The following is an 18,237-nucleotide window of genomic DNA, read 5'->3' on the forward strand; positions in this document are numbered from 1 at the left end:
GAGTTCACCGAAAGTGCCGAAGTTGTTAACCCGGAAGGTCTTTCGAAATCCACTGGCCTGGCGGAATATGAATTGTGGATGGCGTGCAGATGAATTGTCGACCGCCGGGGATTGAAATGCCGAAGGAAATATGGGTGGGGAGATGAGCGCACCAGCCGAATCGCCGAGCACGGGCCGAGCGCAGGAACCGGAATTGAGCAGAGTTTCGGTGATCGGCGGCAACACCCAGATCGATGTGGGATTACCCGCGACCGTGCCCATCGCCGGTTTCATCGGCGATCTGGTCGCGCTGATCGAATCACGCAGCCCGGACCTGCCCGAGACGGACGAGGAGACCGGCCCGCTCGCGGCGCAGCACTGGACACTGGCCCGGCTGGGCCGCGAGGCGATCGCGCCGAGCCGCACGCTCAGCGAGGCCGAGGTGTACGACGGTGAACTGCTGGTGCTGCGCTCGGTATCCGCCAAAGAGGCACCCGCGTTGTTCGACGATGTCATCGACGCGGTATCCCGGCTCACCGCCGAGGAGTTCACCGGGTGGTCCGGGGCCTCCGCGCGCCGGCTGGGGCTGGTGGCCTCGGCGCTGACCGTGCTCACCACCCTGGTGGTCCTCGTCGTCTCGCGCGGTGCCGGCGATCCGCTCGCACCGGCGTTCGCGCTGCTGGGCGCGGGTCCGGCCGCATTGGTCGCGGCCGGTATCACCGCGCACAAGTACTACGACGAACTCACCGCCTCGTGGCTTTCGGCCGACGGGTTGCTGCTGTTGTTCGGCGGTGCGGCGCTACTCGTGCCGGGAACGCTGGGCAGTCCACATCTGCTGCTGGGCAGTTCGGTAGTGCTGGTGGCCTCGATACTGGGATACCGCCTCACCGGAGTGGGCGCGACCCTCTTCTCCTGTGCCGCGGCCGTATCCGTCATCGCCCTGGTCACCTCGGTGATCTATCTGATCTGGCACCCGGGGTTGCCGAAGGTGTCGGGCGGACTGCTGGTCGCCGGGATCATGATCCTGTCCATGGTGCCGCGGCTGGCGGCACTGCTGGCCCGGCTGCCGATCCCGCCGGTACCGACCGCCGGTGCTGCCATCGACCCGGCCGATCACGAACCCCGCCCGACCATCGAGGGTATCGGCGCCATCGGGGCGACAGCGCTGCCCTCGGCCGCCGGCCTCGGGGAACGCGCCCGGGCGGCCAACCGGTTCCAGACCGGCCTGATCGTCGCCTGTACCGCCACCACGGTGATCGGTGCGTTCGGGGTCGCCGACCCGCTGGGATCGTATCGGTGGCAGGGCATCACACTCGCGGTGATCACCGCCGTCATCCTGTCGCTGCGCGGTCGCTCGTTCGCCGATATCGCGCAGGCCGCCACTCTCATCGGTGGTGCCTGCGCGACCTTCCTGGCGCTGATCGTCGGATTGTCCTTCGGCGACGGCGATCTCGTCCTCCTCTGTGCCGCGATCCTGCTCGCCTTCACACTCGGCGTGATCGGCTTCGGCGTGATCGGTCCGCATATCGAGGTGACACCGGTGGTCCGGCGGATGATCGAACTCTTCGAATACGCGCTGATCATGGCCGTGATCCCGCTGGTCCTGTGGGTGATGGGAATCTACGGCGCCGCCCGGAATCTGAGCATATGAGTGGTCGGCCACCGCATCGCGGCCTGCTGCGTATGTTGTGCGCGGCGGGTGTACTGGGTGCCGCGGTGGTGCTGCCCGGACCGGACGCCGCGGCGATACCACAACCCGCGATCGACCGCGGCGCGCTGGGTGCCGCCCAGGCGATCAGCGGCCGGCCCGCCCCGCTCGAACCGACCGAACAGCGCGCAGTCTGCGCGGAGCCGCTGCTCACCGGAGCGCCGCCGAGCGAACCGCCGATGGCGCAGCAGGTGCTCGATCTGCCCGCCGCGTGGCAGTTCAGTCGTGGTGCGGGCCAGAAGGTCGCGGTGATCGATACCGGGGTGAACCGGCATCCGCGACTGCCCCGGTTACAACCGGGCGGGGATTACGTCGCCGATACCGACGGCACCGTCGACTGCGACGGGCACGGCACCCTCGTCGCCGGGATCATCGGTGCCCAGCCGGTACCGGACGACGCCTTCGCCGGCGTGGCCCCCGACGCGGAGATCCTCGCGATCCGCCAGTTGAGCCTGGCCTACGAGAAGAAGGACAACAGCAACAACGAGGCGCCCGGCAAAATCGGCACCGAGGGATACGGCAGCGTGCTCACTCTCGCGGGCGCCGTCGTCCGGGCCGTGGATATGGGCGCCACGGTCATCAATATCTCCGAGGTCGCCTGCACCCGGGCCGGACTCGATACCGCCGACGCCGCGCTCGGTGCCGCCGTCGAGTACGCCTACCGCCGAAATGTCGTGGTGGTGGCCGCGGCCGGCAATCTACAGAGCGACGGTGCCTGCCAGAACCAGAACTCCGGCGCCGGCTGGGGTTCGGTCGCGACCGTGGCCAGTCCCGCGTGGTTCTCGCCGTACGTGCTGGCCGTCGGTTCGGTGGACCCGAACGGGCAGGTCTCCGAGCTCTCCCTCAACGGGCCGTGGGTGCAGGTCGCCGCCATCGGCCGCAATATCGTCTCGCTGGACAGCAAGCCCGGCGGTACCGGACTCGTCGACGGTGTGCAGACCACCGAGGGCATCCGCTCGGTGGAGGGCACCAGTTTCGCGGCGCCGTACGTGGCGGGTCTGGCGGCGCTGGTGCGGTCCCGTTTCCCCGAACTGTCCGCCGCGCAGGTGATCGATCGGATCACCCGGACCGCACACGGCCCGGGTACCGGGCGCGACGATCGGATCGGGCACGGCCTCATCGATCCCCTGGCCGCGCTGACCGCCGAACTGCCGGTCGAACCGGTCGGTGCCGGCGCGGCCGCGGGCCGGCCCATCGCCGCTCCCTTCCATCCGCCCGGCCCCGATCCGCGTCAGCGCTGGATCGCGATCGCCGGGTCGGTGATCTGCCTGTCCGGCCTCGCGATCGGCGCCGCGGTGGCGTATCCCTTCCGCCGACGCGACCGTGACCTGGATCTGGAACCGGATCCTTAGCGCGGCACCCCGATCCCCGTCAGTCGCCGATCGAAGAAGGAACCATGGCTACCGAAGGTTTCGTGCGCCGCCCCCGTATCGCCCCGCCCCGGGCTCCCGGCGGTGAGGTCGCGCTGACCGCGCCCCCGGAGGTTCCGCGTGCCATCCCGGCGCCGCTGATGATGAAGATCATGCCGGTGGTCATGGTTATCGCGGTGATCGGCATGATCGCCATGATGGCGATGATGGGCCGCAACCTGCTCGCCAACCCGTTCATGATGATGTTCCCGATGATGATGATCATGTCGATGGTGGGCATGATGGCCGGGTATCGCGGCGGCGGCGGTAAACGCGCGGTCGAACTGAACGAGGAACGCAAAGACTACTTCCGCTATCTCGACCAGATCCGCCGCGAGGTGCGCCGCACCGGCGGCAAACAGCTGGAAGCACTGAGCTGGAGTCATCCCGAACCCGCCGATCTGCCGTCGCTGGTGGGCACCCGCCGGATGTGGGAACGCCGGCCCAACGACCCCGATTTCGGCCATGTCCGGGTCGGTCTCGGCAGCCACCGGCTCGCGACCAAACTCGCTCGCCCGGAGACGGGTCCGCTCGAAGACCTGGAACCGGTGTCCACCGTCGCGCTGCGCCGGTTCGTGCGCACCCATTCGGTGGTGCACCAGTTGCCGACCGCCGTATCGCTGCGTGCTTTTCCCGCCATCAATATCGGTGGCGATCCGGACGAGTCGCACACCCTGGTGCGCTCGATGATCATGGAACTGGCGAGCTTCCACGGTCCCGATCATCTCGCCGTCGCCGTGGTCTGCAGCGATCCGGACGCACCGGTCTGGGCGTGGGCCAAATGGTTGCCCCACCTGCAGCATCCGACCCAGCGCGACGGGATGGGCTCGGTGCGGATGATGTACCAGTCGCTCGGGGAGCTGGAGACCGCGCTGTCGTCGGAACTGATCGAGCGCGGCCGGTTCATGCGGAATCCACAGCCCACTCAGGGCCGGTTGCATCTGGTCGTCGTCATCGACGACGGCTACGTCGACGGCAACGAGCGGCTGGTCGCGGAATCGGGGCTGGACTCGGTGACCGTACTGGACCTCACCGCGCCCGAGACCGGTCTCGCGGTCCGGCGCGGTCTGCAGTTGGTCTGCGCGAATTCGGAGGTCTCGGCCAAGAGCGCGGCCGGGGTCGAACGCTTCGCCACGGCCGATGTGGTGAGTATCGCCGAAGCCGAGGCGTTCTCCAGGACACTTGCCCGATACCGCCTCGCGACCGCCGCGCAGATCGTCAGTCTCGGTGAGGGGAGTACGGCGGATCCCGGGTTGATGGCGCTGCTGAGGATCCCGGACGCCGCCCAGGTCGACCCGGCCCGGGTCTGGCGCCCGCGCACCGCCCGGGAGCGGCTGCGGGTACCGATCGGTATCACGCCCGACGGTACGCCGGTCGAGATCGATATCAAGGAGTCGGCGGAGAACGGGATGGGACCGCACGGTCTGTGCATCGGCGCGACCGGTTCGGGCAAATCGGAGTTCCTGCGGACGCTGGTGCTGTCGCTGGTGACCACACATTCCCCGGATGCCCTGAACCTCGTGCTCGTCGACTTCAAAGGCGGCGCGACGTTTCTGGGTCTGGACCCGCTGCCCCACGTCGCGGCGGTCATCACCAACCTGGAAGAGGAACTCTCCCTGGTGGACCGGATGAAGGACGCCCTCGCCGGTGAGATGAACCGCCGGCAGGAACTGCTGCGGTCCTCCGGTAACTACGCCAATGTCACCGATTACGAGAAGGCCCGTGCCGCCGGCGTTCCGCTGGATCCGCTGCCCGCGCTGTTCGTCGTGGTCGACGAGTTCTCCGAATTGCTCTCGCAGAAACCGGATTTCGCGGAGCTGTTCGTGATGATCGGCCGCCTGGGCCGCTCGTTGCACGTACATCTGCTGCTGGCATCGCAGCGACTCGAGGAGAACAAACTGCGCGGCCTGGAATCGCATCTGTCCTACCGGATCGGTCTGCGTACGTTCTCCGCCAACGAATCCCGCGCGGTCCTGGGCATCACCGACGCCTACCATCTGCCCGGCGTCCCGGGTTCGGGCTACCTGAAGAGCGACGCCTCGGACCCGTTGCGGTTCAACGCCAGCTACGTCTCCGGTCCCTACGAGGCGCCGCTGGGTACCGCCACCGGTGAGGACGGCAGCCCGGTCGCCCGGCAACGCCCGGCCGTGTTCACCGCGGCGCCGGTCGATATCCCCGAGGCCGAGACCGGCGCGCCGGAGGAACCGGCCGCTGTCCTCGATCCACGGCTCGAACTGCCGCCCCCGCCGTCGGCGGTGGGCGCGGGTGCGTCGGAGAGCGAGGGGGTCCCGGATTCGCTGCTCGATGTCGTGGTCGAACGCCTCACCGGCCACGGCCGCCCGGCCCACGAGGTGTGGTTGCCGCCGCTGGACGATTCGCCCACGGTGGATATGCTGCTGCCCGATCCGGACTGGCGGTCACCGGTGAACCGGCACGGCCAGCTGTGGATGCCGATCGGCGTCATCGACAAACCCTACGAACAGCGTCGCGATGTGCTCACCATCAATCTGGCCGGTGCGCAGGGCAATGTCGCGGTCGTCGGCGGTCCGCAGTCGGGTAAATCGACCGCGTTGCGCGCCATCGTCATGGCCGCGGCCGCCACGCACACACCCGAACAGGTGCAGATCTACTGCCTCGATTTCGGCGGCGGCAGTATGGCCGGACTGGTGGGACTGCCCCATGTCGGATCGGTGGCCGGACGCCTCGACGGCGACCGGGTGCGCCGGACCATCGCCGAACTCACCTCCCTCATGCGCCAGCGCGAGGAGCGGTTCGCCGAACAGGGTATCGAGTCGATGGCCGAATACCGTCGCCGCAAATTCGCCGCCCTGCAACAGGGCATCGCCGACCCCTTCCCCGAAGACGCGTTCGGCGACGTATTCCTCGTGATCGACGGCTGGATGGCCATCCGCGAGGAGTTCGAGGTACTCGAACCGCAGATCAATGCCATTGCCGGGCAGGGTCTCTCGTTCGGAATCCATCTACTGGTCGGCGCGTCCCGCTGGGCCGAGATCCGGCCGGTGGTCAAGGATCAGATCGGTACCCGGATCGAACTGCGCCTCGGTGACCCCTCCGATTCGGAGATGGGCCGCCGGGTCGCCCATCAGGTCCCGCTGGGGCGGCCGGGACGCGGTCTCACCGCCGACCACCTGCATATGCTCATCGCGCTGCCCCGGCTGGATTCGAACTCCGACATCTCGAGCCTGGCCGAAGGTGTCACCCGGGCCCGCACCGAACTGGCGCAGCTGTATCCGAACCGCCGCGCTCCACAGGTCCGGATGCTGCCGCTGAAGTTCGAGCGTGCCGAATTGCTCGAACAGGCGCGGGCGCGGGGTATCGAGCCCGGCGCGACCAAGGTCGTGGTGGGTCTGGGGGAATCCGAACTGCAGCCGCTGGTCATGGATTTCAATGCCGAACCGCATTTCATGGCCTTCGCCGATGTCGAATGCGGAAAGACCACCCTGTTGCGGAATATCGTCATGGGGATCACCGAGAACTCCACCGCCGAAACGGCGCGGGTGATCATGATCGACTACCGCCGCACCATGCTCGGCGTGATCGAGGGCGACCAGCTGGCCGGATACTCCACCTCGTCGCAGACCTGTGCGCCGATGATCAAAGAGGTCGCGGGCTATCTGGCCAAACGGATCCCCGGCTCCGATATCACTCCCCAGCAGCTGCGCGAACGCAGCTGGTGGAGCGGACCGGAGATCTACATCGTGGTCGACGATTACGATATGGTCGCCGCCGGTAGCGCCAATCCGTTCCAGCCGTTGATCGAATTCCTGCCGCAGGCCCGCGATATCGGTATGCATCTGGTCGTCGCGCGACGGATCGGCGGGGTGTCGCGGGCACTGTACGACCCGATCCTGGGCACGATGAAGAATATGTCGGTGGAGACGCTGATCATGAGCGGGTCGAAAGACGAGGGCAAACTGATCGGCGATGTACGTCCCACCAAGCTGCCGCCGGGCCGCGGCACCCTGATCTCGCGCAGCCGCGGAATCGAGATGGTCCATATCGCCCATCTCGATCCACTGTGACCTCCGGTCCGCGAGTGGCTGTCCCGGCCGCGGGTCAGCCGGAAACCGGAAGGACGACCGGATCGCGCGCCAGCGGGATCATCGGGAAACCGGCCGGGGTGTCCACCGCGCTGCCCCCGAGCAGCCAGTCGTCGACATGCCGCTCGAACAGCGCGCACGAAGGGCTCGGGCTCCCTGGATCGGCCACCCGGACCAGCCGGAATCCGGCGCGTCGGTAATAGGCGTGCAGGTCGTTGTTGGTGGTCCAGGCATCCAGCCGGACCCAGCGCCTGCGGTGCGCTCTGGTCAGGGTGGCGGCGTGCCCGAGCAGTCGCTGCCCGACACCGCATCCGGCGAAGCGTAGATCCACGATCAGATAGTGCACGATCAGCGCGTCGGCGAGTTCGGCGTCGGTCCACAGTTCCCGGTCGGCCCGGTTGTTGATAGTGATCGTCCCGGCCGGTTCGCCGTCCACCTCGGCTATCCAGGTTTCCCACGCGGCCACCGCGCGGCGCACGGCACAGGCGAAATAGTCGATCGGCAATCCCGACGCCGCGGTCGACCATTGGTCCGAACCGCGGGCGGCGAGCCACGAAGAGCGTTGTAGCCGCAGGCGAAGGATCAGATCCAGGTCATCGAGCGCGGCCGGCCGAATCTGCACGGTCATGAGCTAGAACCATATCTCGGACCGATCGGTCTGATCCAACACGCCACGGATTACCGCCGTCCCGGCGGAATCGCCGAGCTCATAGGCCAGCCGGTTGCTCGCCGCGATGGAACGATGGCGCGTCACCCGGGTGACGCGTTCGTGGTTGGCGCCTATCCGCAGATGATCCAGGAGCACCGTGCCGATGGCGACACCGAGTACCGCGGCCTCTTCCGGTGTCGCCGGACGCGCGACCAGCGAATCCCGGTGCGCGGTCTCGCCTTGTCCGCGTTCGGCGAGCCGGCGTGTCGTACCCTCGGCGATATCGTGCGGTGAGTCGATCCCGGTGGCCTCGGCCAGATCTCGCGCGTAGAAGCTCACCTCCCACGACCACGGCTCGTTGTCCAGGAACTGCACGACGGTCCGGGCCAGTACCCAGGAATCCACCGGAATGCCCAGCCACTGCGCGACACGCTCGTCCGCGGGTTCCATCCGGGCGCTGAATTCTTTGGTCGGTGCCCGGCCCGCGGCGCGCGCGATCTCCTCGAAGATATCGTGGCCGGCCCGTGGCCGATCGGGCCGGATATGGTCGGTGACGACCGATTCCAGCACTTCCCGGCTCCGCACGATGGTGCCCCGGGAGGTAGCCGTATAGACGAGATTCTCGGTGACCAGCACCTGGATCGCATTACGTGCCGTGGTCAGCGAAACCTGCATCTGCTCGGCCAATTCGGCATGGCTCGGCAAGCGATCCCCCGGCTGCCATCTGCCTGCTCGTATCTCCTCGCGAAGATGGTCCGCGATACGTCGATACGTCGGACCGTCCGCCATCGTGCTCCTCGGGTGGTCGCCAGATAACGAAGTGTACGCTTTTCGTGATCAGGGGGGCCTGTATCGCTTGACAGTAGCCTTCTGCGGTTTATTGTAATCAACGTACTGACCCGGTGTTGTGCGGCGATCGAACGGCGAGGCAACCGTGACAGGTTCGGATACGACAATTGTAATGGCTCTTCCCGGCGCCCAGCGCGGCGCTGATCCTTTGGCGCAGAACGGGTCTCCCGGTCCGCTGCCGAATTCGGACCTATTGGTGCGCGCCGCGCGCGGGCACCGGGTCGTCGGGGGTCAGCTGCTCTGGTATGCCCGCGATCTGGCCGTACTCCACGAGCGCAGATTGGTGGGCCGCGGCGGGTCCATCGTCACCGATCCCGACCGGCTGGTCGAGATCGAGCGGCGCCGTATGGAATTGGTGCTGGCCATCGACGACTGGGTGGGGCGCAATGTTCCGCAGCACCGGCTCGGTGTCACCCTGCACACCGAGACCGTCGGCGCGATCATCGATCGGATCGCCGAATCCGCGGTCCGCGCGCACCACGCGCTGATGACCCTGGACGCGGGCGACGAACTACTGCACAGCGCCTGGCATCATCTGGCCGAACTGGCCGATGCCTACGACGCGCTGGTGGGCGATGTACTGGCCGGAAGGCGCCGCCTGCCGGAGTGGTGACACCCCGGGCCGGTCGCCGCCACGGCCGGCCCCGGGGTCCACTACCCGGAACGCGGTATCGGTGCGGGGGTCATCCGCCCTGATGCGGGCGGTAACTCTGCGTGAAATCGTCGGCCACCGTGGCGGCCAACTCCACGTACGCGCGTTTGGTCTCCTTCTTCAGCCGCGGCAGATCGATCTCGGCGCCCTCGGACATATGCGGGTCGAACGGGATCATGTGCACGGCCCGGCAGCGCGACAGGAAGTACTGCCGCAACTGCTGCACATCGATGTTCGGGGTCCCGTCGCGCGGTGAATTGATCACCACCACGGCGTTCTGCACCAGATGGTGATAACCGTGCAGCGAGAGCCAGTCCAGGGTGGCCGACGCGCTCTGCGCGCCGTCGATCGCGGTGGGGGAGATCAGTACCAGCGAATGCGCCAGCTGCAGCACGCCCGCCATCGCCGAATGCATCAGGCCGGTACCGCAATCGGTGAGGATGATGTTGTAGAACCGCTGCAGGATCCGGGCCACCGCGCGGTACTCGTCCTCGTTGAACGCCTCGGACGCGGCCGGATCCCGTTCACTGGCCAGCACTTCCAGGCGGCTGGTCGCCTGCGAGGTGTGCCGGCGCACATCCGAATAGCGTTCGATCGCGGGGTCGAGCAGCAGATCCCGTACGGTCGACCGCGTCTGTAGTGGAACCCGTTGCGACAGTGTGCCGAAGTCGGGGTTCGCGTCGACCGCGATCACCCGATCGCCACGTACCGAGGCGAAGGTCGAACCGAGGCCGATGGTGGTGGTGGTCTTTCCGACCCCGCCCTTGAGCGAGAGCACCGCGATCCGGTAGTCCCCGCGCACCGGTTGCCGGATCCGCGCGACCAGCTCCTGCAGCCGTCGCTCCTCGGCCGACATACCGGGGTTGATCCGGCCGCCCGACGCGTGATGCACCACTTTGCGCCAGCCCTGGCCGGAGGCCTTCTTCGCCCGGCGCACCGAGACGTCGTCGAGGGAGGGGGCACCCGGGCCCGGCCCGCCGAACTGCGCCGGGTTCTGCTGGTTCTGCTGCCACTGCTGCGGCGGCGGGCCACCGTGCCGCGGCCGGGCCGGAGCGCCACCGTACTGCTGCTGCGGTGGTGGAGGCGTCTGCTGTTGCCACTGCGGGGCGGTGGGGTTGTATTGGGCCGGGCCGGGGGCCTGCGGCGGCGGGCCCGGGTGCTGCTGCCACTGCTGCTGCGGTCCGGGGGCCTGCGGCGGAAGGGGTTGCCGCGGACGGTTCTGCTCTGGGGTGTGCCACTGGGGAGCCTCGGTGGCGGGAGCGACTTCCGGCGCCCGCCACTGCTGCGGACTTCCCTGGTTCGGTGGCGGAGCGGAGTGCTCCGGGCGCACCGGGGCCCCGGCTCCGGCGGTGGGGCCCGGACGCGGCGGGGGAGCGCTCTCCGGCGCGCGCGACATATCGGTCGGGCCGATCCGAGGGGCCGGCGGGGTGGGGGTTTCCGGTGTCGCGAACGGGTCCGTCGACGGAGTGGGAGCTGTGAACGTTTCGGGGGTGGGCTCGGGATCCGGCGAACCGGTGGCGCCGCGGAAGCCGGGCGTGGCCGGTTCGGCGGGCCGGGCCTCGGGCCGCGACTCGGGCGGGGTCGGCGGCAGATCCGGAAGGCGGTGCAGCGCCTGCTGTGGTGCCGGAGCCGCATCGGGACCCGGGGACTCGGGAGCCGGTGGATCCGGTAGCGGTGGTGGCGGGGGCAGGAACGACGGTGGGGTGCTGGACGGACCCGCGGCGTCTTCGGCCCGCTCGTTCGCCGGAGCTTCGGGAGCCGGGTTCGGCGGGATCGGATGGTGCGGGCGCAGCCGGTCGAACTCCGGTGCGGGCTCGCCGGGACGGCGCACCGGCAGCTCCGGTGGCTCCGATTCCGGGGCCCGGAACGAATTCGGCGCGGCGTCCGTGGCCGCCGCTCCGCCGTCCGGCCCCCACTGCGGTCCCGGCGCGGGCGCCGGGACCTCGGGCCGCTCGGCCGGTGGATACTGCGCCGGCGGCGTGCCCTGACCGGTCTGCTGCAACGGGTCGGCGCCGGCATGCCGCGATACCGCTGTATCCGCGGCCTGCTCGTCCGGCGGTGTCGCCCACTCGTGGCGTCCGGTCGCTTCGGCCCAGTTGTTGCGTTGCGCGGGCCGGGGCCCGTTGTTGTTCGGAAGGAGTTCCCCGACGCGTTCCTCGAGGGAGGGCTGTTCCTTGTTCTTGTTCCGGAACCAGCCTTTGCCCTTCTTCTTGTCGTCCGCGCGCTCGTCACCGCGACTGCGGCGGGAGAAGAAGCCCTCCGGCGGTTCGGGGGTCTCGGGAATGACTTCGTCCTGGGGCAGATTCTGGACCGGCGGCGGCTCGTAGTTGCGGAAATTCCCCTCGCCGACCCCGGTGACCTCGGTATCGGCCAGCCATGGCGGCAGCATGGGGAGGCCGTCGTTGCTGCGGCTCACCGGTCCCCTCCTGAATGGTCGACCTCGGACAGCGGCCAGTTTACGCGACAACCACCCTTGCACTCAGTGCCGGGGAGTCGGGCGCCGACCGCGCGACGCATCGCGGAGAGTACCCCTTTTTGCCCGATCACATACCTACCGGTAAGCTGACCAGGCGGTGTATCAAAGCGCCGCCTGTTCGTGTGCGATCGGTTGTCGTGTTCGCCGCCTGCGCACGGTGTGCCGCATCCGCGTCGCATCGCTGTGTTGCGGCCGGTCCCGCGGGCAGTACCAGGCAATCAGACCAGGTTGAGTGTAACCGGGATCGCGGAGGATATGGCGAAGAAAGACGGGGCCATCGAGGTCGAGGGGCGGGTTGTCGAGCCGTTGCCGAATGCGATGTTCCGGATCGAGCTCGAGAACGGGCACAAGGTCCTCGCGCATATCAGCGGCAAGATGCGCCAGCACTACATCCGCATCCTGCCGGAGGACCGGGTCGTCGTCGAACTTTCGCCGTACGACCTGTCCCGCGGTCGGATCGTCTACCGCTACAAGTGAACGAGTGGGCCCCGGCTCGCTCCCCGAGATTTCCCCGGTCGTACCCGACCGGGGACAACTGTGTCCACATCTGTAGGTGTGGACCGCAACGAAAGATTGGACGGACGTGAAGGTTCAGCCGAGCGTCAAGAAGATCTGCGAGAAGTGCAAGGTGATCCGGCGTAACGGCCGGGTCATGGTGATCTGCGACAACCTGCGGCACAAGCAGCGGCAGGGCTGACACCGGCGCCGAGCACCGAACGTAGTTCGGACTGGCACACAGAAGAACTCCCAGCGCCAGCCGCACACTGAGGATTTTCCGGGGTGACCCGGAGGGTGTGCGTGCCTACCCCCGGAACGGAGGCCGGGGCCCCACAAGACGAGGGGACGGACAGGGAGCAGACCTCCGCAACAGTTAAGGAACCTGCCAGATGGCACGTCTCATGGGCGTCGACCTCCCGCGCGAGAAGCGCATGGAGATCGCACTGACCTACATCTACGGCGTCGGTCGTACCCGCTCCAAGGAGATCCTGGCCGCGACGGGCGTCAGCCCGGATCTGCGCTCGAAGGATCTCACCGACGAGCAGGTCACGCAGCTGCGTGACTACATCGAGGGCTCTTCCCTCAAGGTCGAAGGTGACCTGCGCCGCGAGGTCCAGGCCGATATCCGTCGCAAGATCGAGATCGGCTGCTACCAGGGCCTGCGTCACCGCCGTGGCCTCCCGGTCCACGGCCAGCGCACCAAGACCAACGCGCGCACCCGCAAGGGTCCGAAGCGCACCGTCGCCGGCAAGAAGAAGTAGGGGATAAGCGATGCCTCCGAAGTCCCGGGCCTCCGGCCCGAAGAAGAGCCAGAAGTCGCGCCGCAGGGAAAAGAAGAACGTTCCCCACGGCCACGCACACATCAAGAGCACGTTCAACAACACGATCGTGTCCATCACCGACCCCTCCGGCAACGTCATCTCCTGGGCGTCGTCGGGTCACGTCGGGTTCAAGGGTTCGCGCAAGTCGACCCCGTTCGCCGCGCAGCTGGCCGCCGAGAACGCGGCCCGCAAGGCGCAGGAGAACGGTGTGAAGAAGGTCGACGTGTTCGTCAAGGGGCCGGGTTCCGGCCGCGAAACCGCGATCCGTTCGCTGCAGGCCGCCGGCCTGGAAGTGGGCACCATCTCCGATGTCACTCCGCAGCCGCACAACGGCTGCCGTCCGCCCAAGCGGCGTCGCGTCTAAGCGGGAAGGAAGGTAGAGCACAATGGCCCGTTACACCGGACCCATCACCCGCAAATCGCGTCGCCTGCGCGTCGACCTGGTAGGCGGTGACCAGGCTTTCGAGCGTCGCCCCTACCCGCCCGGCCAGCACGGCCGCGCGCGGATCAAGGAGAGCGAGTACCTGCTCCAGCTGCAGGAGAAGCAGAAGGCGCGCTTCTCCTACGGTGTCATGGAGCGGCAGTTCCGCCGGTACTACGAAGAGGCCAACCGCCTCAAGGGCAAGACCGGTGACAACCTGCTGCGTCTGCTCGAGACCCGGCTGGACAACGTCGTGTACCGCGCCGGTCTGGCCCGTACCCGCCGTCAGGCCCGCCAGCTGGTCAGCCACGGCCACTTCCTGGTGAACAACAAGAAGGTCAATGTGCCTTCTTTCCAGGTCACCCAGTACGACATCATCGATGTCAAGGAGAAGTCGCTGCCGACCCTGCCGTTCCAGGTGGCGCGCGAGACCGTCGGTGACCGTCCGGTCCCCGGCTGGCTCCAGGTCATCCCGGGCCGGCTGCGCATCCTGGTGCACCAGCTGCCGGAACGCGCGCAGATCGATGTGCCGCTGCAGGAACAGCTGATCGTCGAGTACTACTCGAAGTAACGGTCGGCTGTGCCGCTGGTGCGGGTCGTCGAGGTAGACGGCCCGCACAACCCCTAGACGAGGCGTCAAATAGCGGGCGCCCAAAACAGGAGGATTGATCCTATGCTGATTTCCCAGCGTCCGACCCTCACCGAAGAGGTCATCGCCGACAACCGGTCGAAGTTCACCATCGAACCGCTCGAGCCGGGCTTCGGGTACACCCTCGGTAACTCGCTGCGGCGCACCCTGCTGTCCTCGATCCCGGGGGCCGCGGTGACCAGCATCCGCATCGACGGCGTTCTGCACGAGTTCACCACCGTGCCCGGGGTGAAGGAGGATGTCACCGACATCATCCTGAACCTCAAGGGCCTGGTCGTGTCCTCCGAAGAGGACGAGCCGGTCACCATGTATCTGCGCAAGCAGGGCCCGGGGACCGTCACCGCCGATGACATCGTGCCGCCGTCGGGTGTGGTCGTGCACAACCCGGATATGCATATCGCCACCCTGAACGACAAGGGCAAGCTCGAGATCGAGCTGGTCGTCGAACGCGGTCGCGGTTATGTCCCGGCGGTGCAGAACAAGGCGACCGGTGCGGAAATCGGCCGGATCCCGGTGGATTCGATCTACTCGCCGGTGCTCAAGGTGACCTACAAGGTCGAGGCCACCCGTGTCGAACAGCGCACCGACTTCGACCGGCTCATCCTGGACGTGGAGACCAAGAACTCCATCAGCGCGCGGGACGCGCTCGCCTCGGCGGGCAAGACCCTGGTCGAACTCTTCGGCCTGGCCCGTGAGCTGAACGTCGAAGCCGAAGGTATCGAGATCGGCCCCTCCCCGGCCGAGGCGGATCACATCGCCTCCTTCGGGCTGCCGATCGAGGATCTGGACCTCACCGTCCGTTCCTACAACTGCCTGAAGCGCGAGGGTGTGCACACCGTCGGTGAGCTGGTGGCGCGTACCGAATCGGATCTGCTGGATATCCGCAACTTCGGCCAGAAGTCCATCGACGAGGTCAAGGTCAAGCTGCACGCGCTGGGCCTCTCGCTCAAGGACAGCCCCGCGTCCTTCGATCCGTCCAGCGTGGTCGGCTACGACGCGAGCACCGGAACCTGGTCCGACAGCGGCACTTTCAGCGATAACGACGGCGGCGAGCAGGACTACGCCGAAACCGAACAGCTCTAGGCCGACCGGGGCGGGCGCCCCGTAGCGGTCTTTACCCCGCGGTGTGCGCGATGTGCCCGGAGGCGGTAGCGGAGCGTAACCACGGAGGGCGCCGTGCGCGCCGCAATTAGACACAGGAGAACCCACAATGCCCAAGCCCAAGAAGGGTGCTCGCTTCGGCGGGTCGGCGTCGCACCAGAAGGCGATCTTCGCCAATCTGGCCACGGCGCTCTTCGAGCACGGTCGGATCACGACCACCGAGGCCAAGGCCAAGGCGCTGCGCCCCTACGCCGAGAAACTGGTCACCAAGGCCAAGGCCGGTACGCTGGCCGACCGCCGCGAGGTGCTCCGGGTGATCCGGAACAAGGACGTCGTACACGATCTCTTCGCCGAGATCGGTCCGTCGTTCGAGGGCCGCAACGGCGGTTACACCCGGATCGTCAAGACCCTGCCGCGTAAGGGCGACAACGCCCCCATGGCGATCATCGAGCTGGTCCGGGAACAGACCGTGACCAACGAAGCCGATCGCGCCCGCCGGGTCGCCGCGTCGCAGAAGGTCGAGGAGAAGGCCCCCGAGGCCGAGACCGAAGCCGAAGCCGAAGCCACCGAGGCTCCGGCCGAAGAAGCCGCGGCAGATGAGAAGGCCGACGACAAGGCCGACGACAAGGCGTGACCCGCCTGCCGCGGGCACGGGTTCCGTGTCCACGGTTCGTCGACGAGCCCGCCGCCCTCCGGGGCGTGCGGGCTCGTCCCATTTCCGGAGGAATGTCTGGTGAGCGAATACGAAAGCCACGCGGCGGCCGGTGCCGCCGAAACGACCGGATCGACCCCGTCGCCGGACCGTGTCGTATCGCGCTACCGGCTGGACATCTCCTACGACGGCACCGATTTCCAGGGCTGGGCCCGGCAGCCCGGGTTCCGCACTGTGCAGGGTGTGCTGGAGGAGTCGCTGGGAAAGGTACTCCGTGAGCCGGTGCAGTTGACGGTCGCCGGCCGCACCGACGCCGGCGTGCACGCCGAGGGCCAGGTCGCGCATTTCGACTCCGCGGCCGAGCCGGACACGGACAAACTGATCCACCGGATGGCCAAATTCCTGCCGAAGGATGTGCGGATCACCGGGATCGGAACGGCTCCGGCCGAATTCGACGCCCGCTTCTCGGCGGTGCGCCGCCACTATGTCTACCGGCTCACGACCGCGCCCTACGGTGCCGATCCGCTGACGGCACGCAGCGTGGTGGGATGCCGTCCGGTCGATCTCGACGCCATGCGGACCGCATCGCACGCACTGCTCGGTCTGCACGATTTCGCGGCCTTCTGCCGTCGCCGCGAAGGCGCGACGACCGTCCGCGAACTGCAGCGCTACGACTGGGTGCGCGAGGGCGATCGGCTGGAAGCCCGGGTGAGCGCCGACGCCTTCTGCTGGTCGATGGTCCGCAGCCTGGTCGGCGCGGTACTCGCGGTGGGGGAGGGACGGCGGACACCGGAATGGGTCGCGGGGCTGCTCGCGGAACGGAGCCGGTCGAGTTCGGTCACGGTGGCTCCCGCGCACGGGCTGAGTCTGGTCGCTGTCGACTATCCGGTGGACTCGGAGCTGGCCGCGCGTAACGCGCAGACCCGTGAGGTGCGCTCGGTACCCACCGGGGACTGCTGTATCTAATTGCGGCGCCTCCGGCGCCGCGGGGCGGGGCCCTATCGACCCCGGTTCTTCACTCCTTCGCTCAGTCGCTGCGCTCCTTCGCTTCGTCGCTCCAGAACCGGGGCGGGCCCCGCCGGGGAGGTTCGACCATCCTGGGGAAGTGGGAGTGCTCCCCGGATCGGCCCCCGTTGCCCGGCGGCTCTGCGTACTCGAGTTTCGTTGATCATGGTCGGTTGATCGCGTGTCGTGCGGATTCGGTCGCTGTGCTCGGTCGTCTCGTCGCTCGGGAATACGGGCCCGATCGTCGCCGCGCGGATCCGTGATGCCAGTGGGGCTCGAAAGCTGTTTTCCGGCAGGGATTTCGATGGGCGCGGCCGGGACATGCGACGGTGGTCGCTCGTTGACCTCGTCGGCCGGTCGGCCGGGGTGGGCCGGATCGCGGGGATAGGGTCGGGGCTGGAATAGGTCCCCTCGACGACAAGGTTGCGGTAGTTATGACGATCGATCTCGGACGATACGGCGTATGGCGCTACTACAAGTTGTTCACTCCGGAGGCGGCGGCGGAGCTCCAGGGACTGGGCTACGGCGCTCTGTGGCTCGGCGGCTCGCCGACGCCCGACCTCCCGGTCGTGGAGGATCTACTGGCGGCCACCGACACGCTGAAGGTGGGTACCAGCATCGTCAATATCTGGACCGCGCCCGCCGACGCGGTCGCCGAATCCTTCCACCGGATCGAAAAGCGGTTCCCGGGTCGTTTCGTGCTCGGTATCGGCTGTGGCCATCCCGAAGCCGACAAGCCCTATCGTTCCCCCTACGAAGCGCTGGTCGAGTACCTCGACGCACTGGACGCAGCGGGGGTCCCGGTATCCGGCCGGATGCTCGCGGCGCTCGGCCCCAAGGTCCTGAAACTGGCGGCCGACCGGACCGCGGGCGCGCTCCCGTATCTCACCACCCCGGAACACACCGCGCAGGCCCGCAAGGCCGTCGGTGACGCACTGCTGGTTCCCGAGCAGAAACTGGTCGTCGATACCGATCCCGAGAGCGCCCGCGCCACCGGACGCACCGTTGTGGAGATGTACCTCGGCCTGCGCAACTACACCACCAACCTCCGGCGTCTCGGCTACACCGACGAGGACATCGCGAAACCGGGCAGCGATCGCCTGCTCGATGTGCTCGCGGTGCACGGATCCGCCGAACAGGTCGCGGAGCAGGTGCGCGCCCATATCGCGGCGGGCGCCGATCACCTCGCGTTGCAGCCCTTGAACCAGGACTACCTGGCCACACTGCGCACCTTGGCGCCGCTGCTCACGAAGCAGGGCTGATCCGGCCGATGGGTCGCCCGGGTAGCGGGCGGCCCACCCGGGCAG

At 67.8% G+C, this 18,237-nt stretch carries 16 protein-coding genes; 13 read left to right on the forward strand and 3 right to left on the reverse strand.

Translation table 11 applies throughout. The features are described from left to right. The first annotated feature begins 142 nt into the window (after window positions 1–142). Genes eccD through eccCa form a run of 3 tightly spaced genes read left to right on the forward strand, consistent with a single transcriptional unit; the run spans window position 143 to window position 7,139 of the window. Entirely contained in the window at window positions 143–1,630 is a 1,488-nt protein-coding gene (gene eccD, locus ACWEWT_RS21575; RefSeq protein WP_452561374.1) for a type VII secretion integral membrane protein EccD, read from the forward strand. Beyond that, window positions 1,627–3,039, forward strand: coding sequence for a type VII secretion-associated serine protease mycosin (gene mycP, locus ACWEWT_RS21580; RefSeq protein WP_452561376.1), 1,413 nt, complete (start codon window positions 1,627–1,629; stop codon window positions 3,037–3,039). The genes eccD and mycP overlap by 4 nt, the downstream gene beginning before the upstream one ends. 44 nt (window positions 3,040–3,083) lie before the next feature. Then, window positions 3,084–7,139: a type VII secretion protein EccCa gene (gene eccCa / locus ACWEWT_RS21585; RefSeq protein WP_452561378.1), complete on the forward strand. Its 4,056-nt coding sequence runs from the start codon at window positions 3,084–3,086 to the stop codon at window positions 7,137–7,139. 34 nt (window positions 7,140–7,173) lie between these two features. Here the strand turns inward: eccCa and ACWEWT_RS21590 are convergent, their stop codons facing one another. After that, window positions 7,174–7,785, reverse strand: a complete 612-nt coding sequence (locus tag ACWEWT_RS21590) for a GNAT family N-acetyltransferase (RefSeq protein WP_452561380.1) — start codon at window positions 7,783–7,785, stop codon at window positions 7,174–7,176. A 3-nt stretch (window positions 7,786–7,788) separates the two neighbouring features. Beyond that, on the reverse strand, window positions 7,789–8,595 hold the full coding sequence (locus ACWEWT_RS21595) for a GntR family transcriptional regulator (RefSeq protein ID WP_452561382.1): 807 nt from the start codon (window positions 8,593–8,595) through the stop codon (window positions 7,789–7,791). 172 nt (window positions 8,596–8,767) lie between these two features. Between ACWEWT_RS21595 and ACWEWT_RS21600 the strand changes: the two genes are divergently transcribed. Continuing rightward, window positions 8,768–9,268 (forward strand): DUF4254 domain-containing protein, encoded by a 501-nt coding sequence (locus ACWEWT_RS21600; RefSeq protein WP_452561383.1) that lies wholly within the window; start codon window positions 8,768–8,770, stop codon window positions 9,266–9,268. Window positions 9,269–9,338: 70 nt separating this feature from the next. Here the strand turns inward: ACWEWT_RS21600 and ACWEWT_RS21605 are convergent, their stop codons facing one another. Then, a complete protein-coding gene (locus ACWEWT_RS21605; RefSeq protein ID WP_452561385.1) occupies window positions 9,339–11,723 on the reverse strand; it encodes a nucleotide-binding protein in 2,385 nt (794 codons plus the stop codon). A gap of 315 nt (window positions 11,724–12,038) precedes the next feature. Here ACWEWT_RS21605 and infA point away from each other — a divergent pair, with 315 nt between their 5' ends. The 9 genes from infA to ACWEWT_RS21650 all read left to right on the forward strand — a co-directional run bounded on the left by infA (window position 12,039) and on the right by ACWEWT_RS21650 (window position 18,192). Continuing rightward, window positions 12,039–12,260: a translation initiation factor IF-1 gene (gene infA, locus ACWEWT_RS21610; RefSeq protein ID WP_003418601.1), complete on the forward strand. Its 222-nt coding sequence runs from the start codon at window positions 12,039–12,041 to the stop codon at window positions 12,258–12,260. Window positions 12,261–12,366: 106 nt separating this feature from the next. Further along, entirely contained in the window at window positions 12,367–12,480 is a 114-nt protein-coding gene (gene rpmJ / locus ACWEWT_RS21615) for a 50S ribosomal protein L36 (RefSeq protein WP_025347279.1), read from the forward strand. Between the two features lie 190 nt (window positions 12,481–12,670). Continuing rightward, on the forward strand, window positions 12,671–13,042 hold the full coding sequence (gene rpsM / locus ACWEWT_RS21620; RefSeq protein ID WP_030522614.1) for a 30S ribosomal protein S13: 372 nt from the start codon (window positions 12,671–12,673) through the stop codon (window positions 13,040–13,042). A gap of 10 nt (window positions 13,043–13,052) precedes the next feature. Continuing rightward, window positions 13,053–13,466 (forward strand): 30S ribosomal protein S11, encoded by a 414-nt coding sequence (gene rpsK / locus ACWEWT_RS21625; RefSeq protein WP_030522613.1) that lies wholly within the window; start codon window positions 13,053–13,055, stop codon window positions 13,464–13,466. A gap of 22 nt (window positions 13,467–13,488) precedes the next feature. After that, complete coding sequence (rpsD, locus tag ACWEWT_RS21630; protein ID WP_452561386.1) at window positions 13,489–14,094, forward strand: 30S ribosomal protein S4; 606 nt, start codon at window positions 13,489–13,491, stop codon at window positions 14,092–14,094. Between the two features lie 102 nt (window positions 14,095–14,196). Beyond that, window positions 14,197–15,255: a DNA-directed RNA polymerase subunit alpha gene (locus tag ACWEWT_RS21635; protein WP_030522611.1), complete on the forward strand. Its 1,059-nt coding sequence runs from the start codon at window positions 14,197–14,199 to the stop codon at window positions 15,253–15,255. A gap of 127 nt (window positions 15,256–15,382) precedes the next feature. Then, window positions 15,383–15,907 carry a 50S ribosomal protein L17 gene (rplQ, locus tag ACWEWT_RS21640; protein ID WP_452561388.1) on the forward strand — a complete coding sequence of 175 codons (525 nt, stop codon included), beginning with the start codon at window positions 15,383–15,385 and terminating at the stop codon, window positions 15,905–15,907. 96 nt (window positions 15,908–16,003) lie between these two features. Then, a complete protein-coding gene (gene truA, locus ACWEWT_RS21645; RefSeq protein WP_452561449.1) occupies window positions 16,004–16,891 on the forward strand; it encodes a tRNA pseudouridine(38-40) synthase TruA in 888 nt (295 codons plus the stop codon). A 473-nt stretch (window positions 16,892–17,364) separates the two neighbouring features. Then, entirely contained in the window at window positions 17,365–18,192 is an 828-nt protein-coding gene (locus ACWEWT_RS21650) for an LLM class F420-dependent oxidoreductase (RefSeq protein ID WP_452561390.1), read from the forward strand. Window positions 18,193–18,237 lie beyond the last annotated feature (45 nt).

The organism is Nocardia sp. NPDC003963 (genome assembly GCF_053605105.1).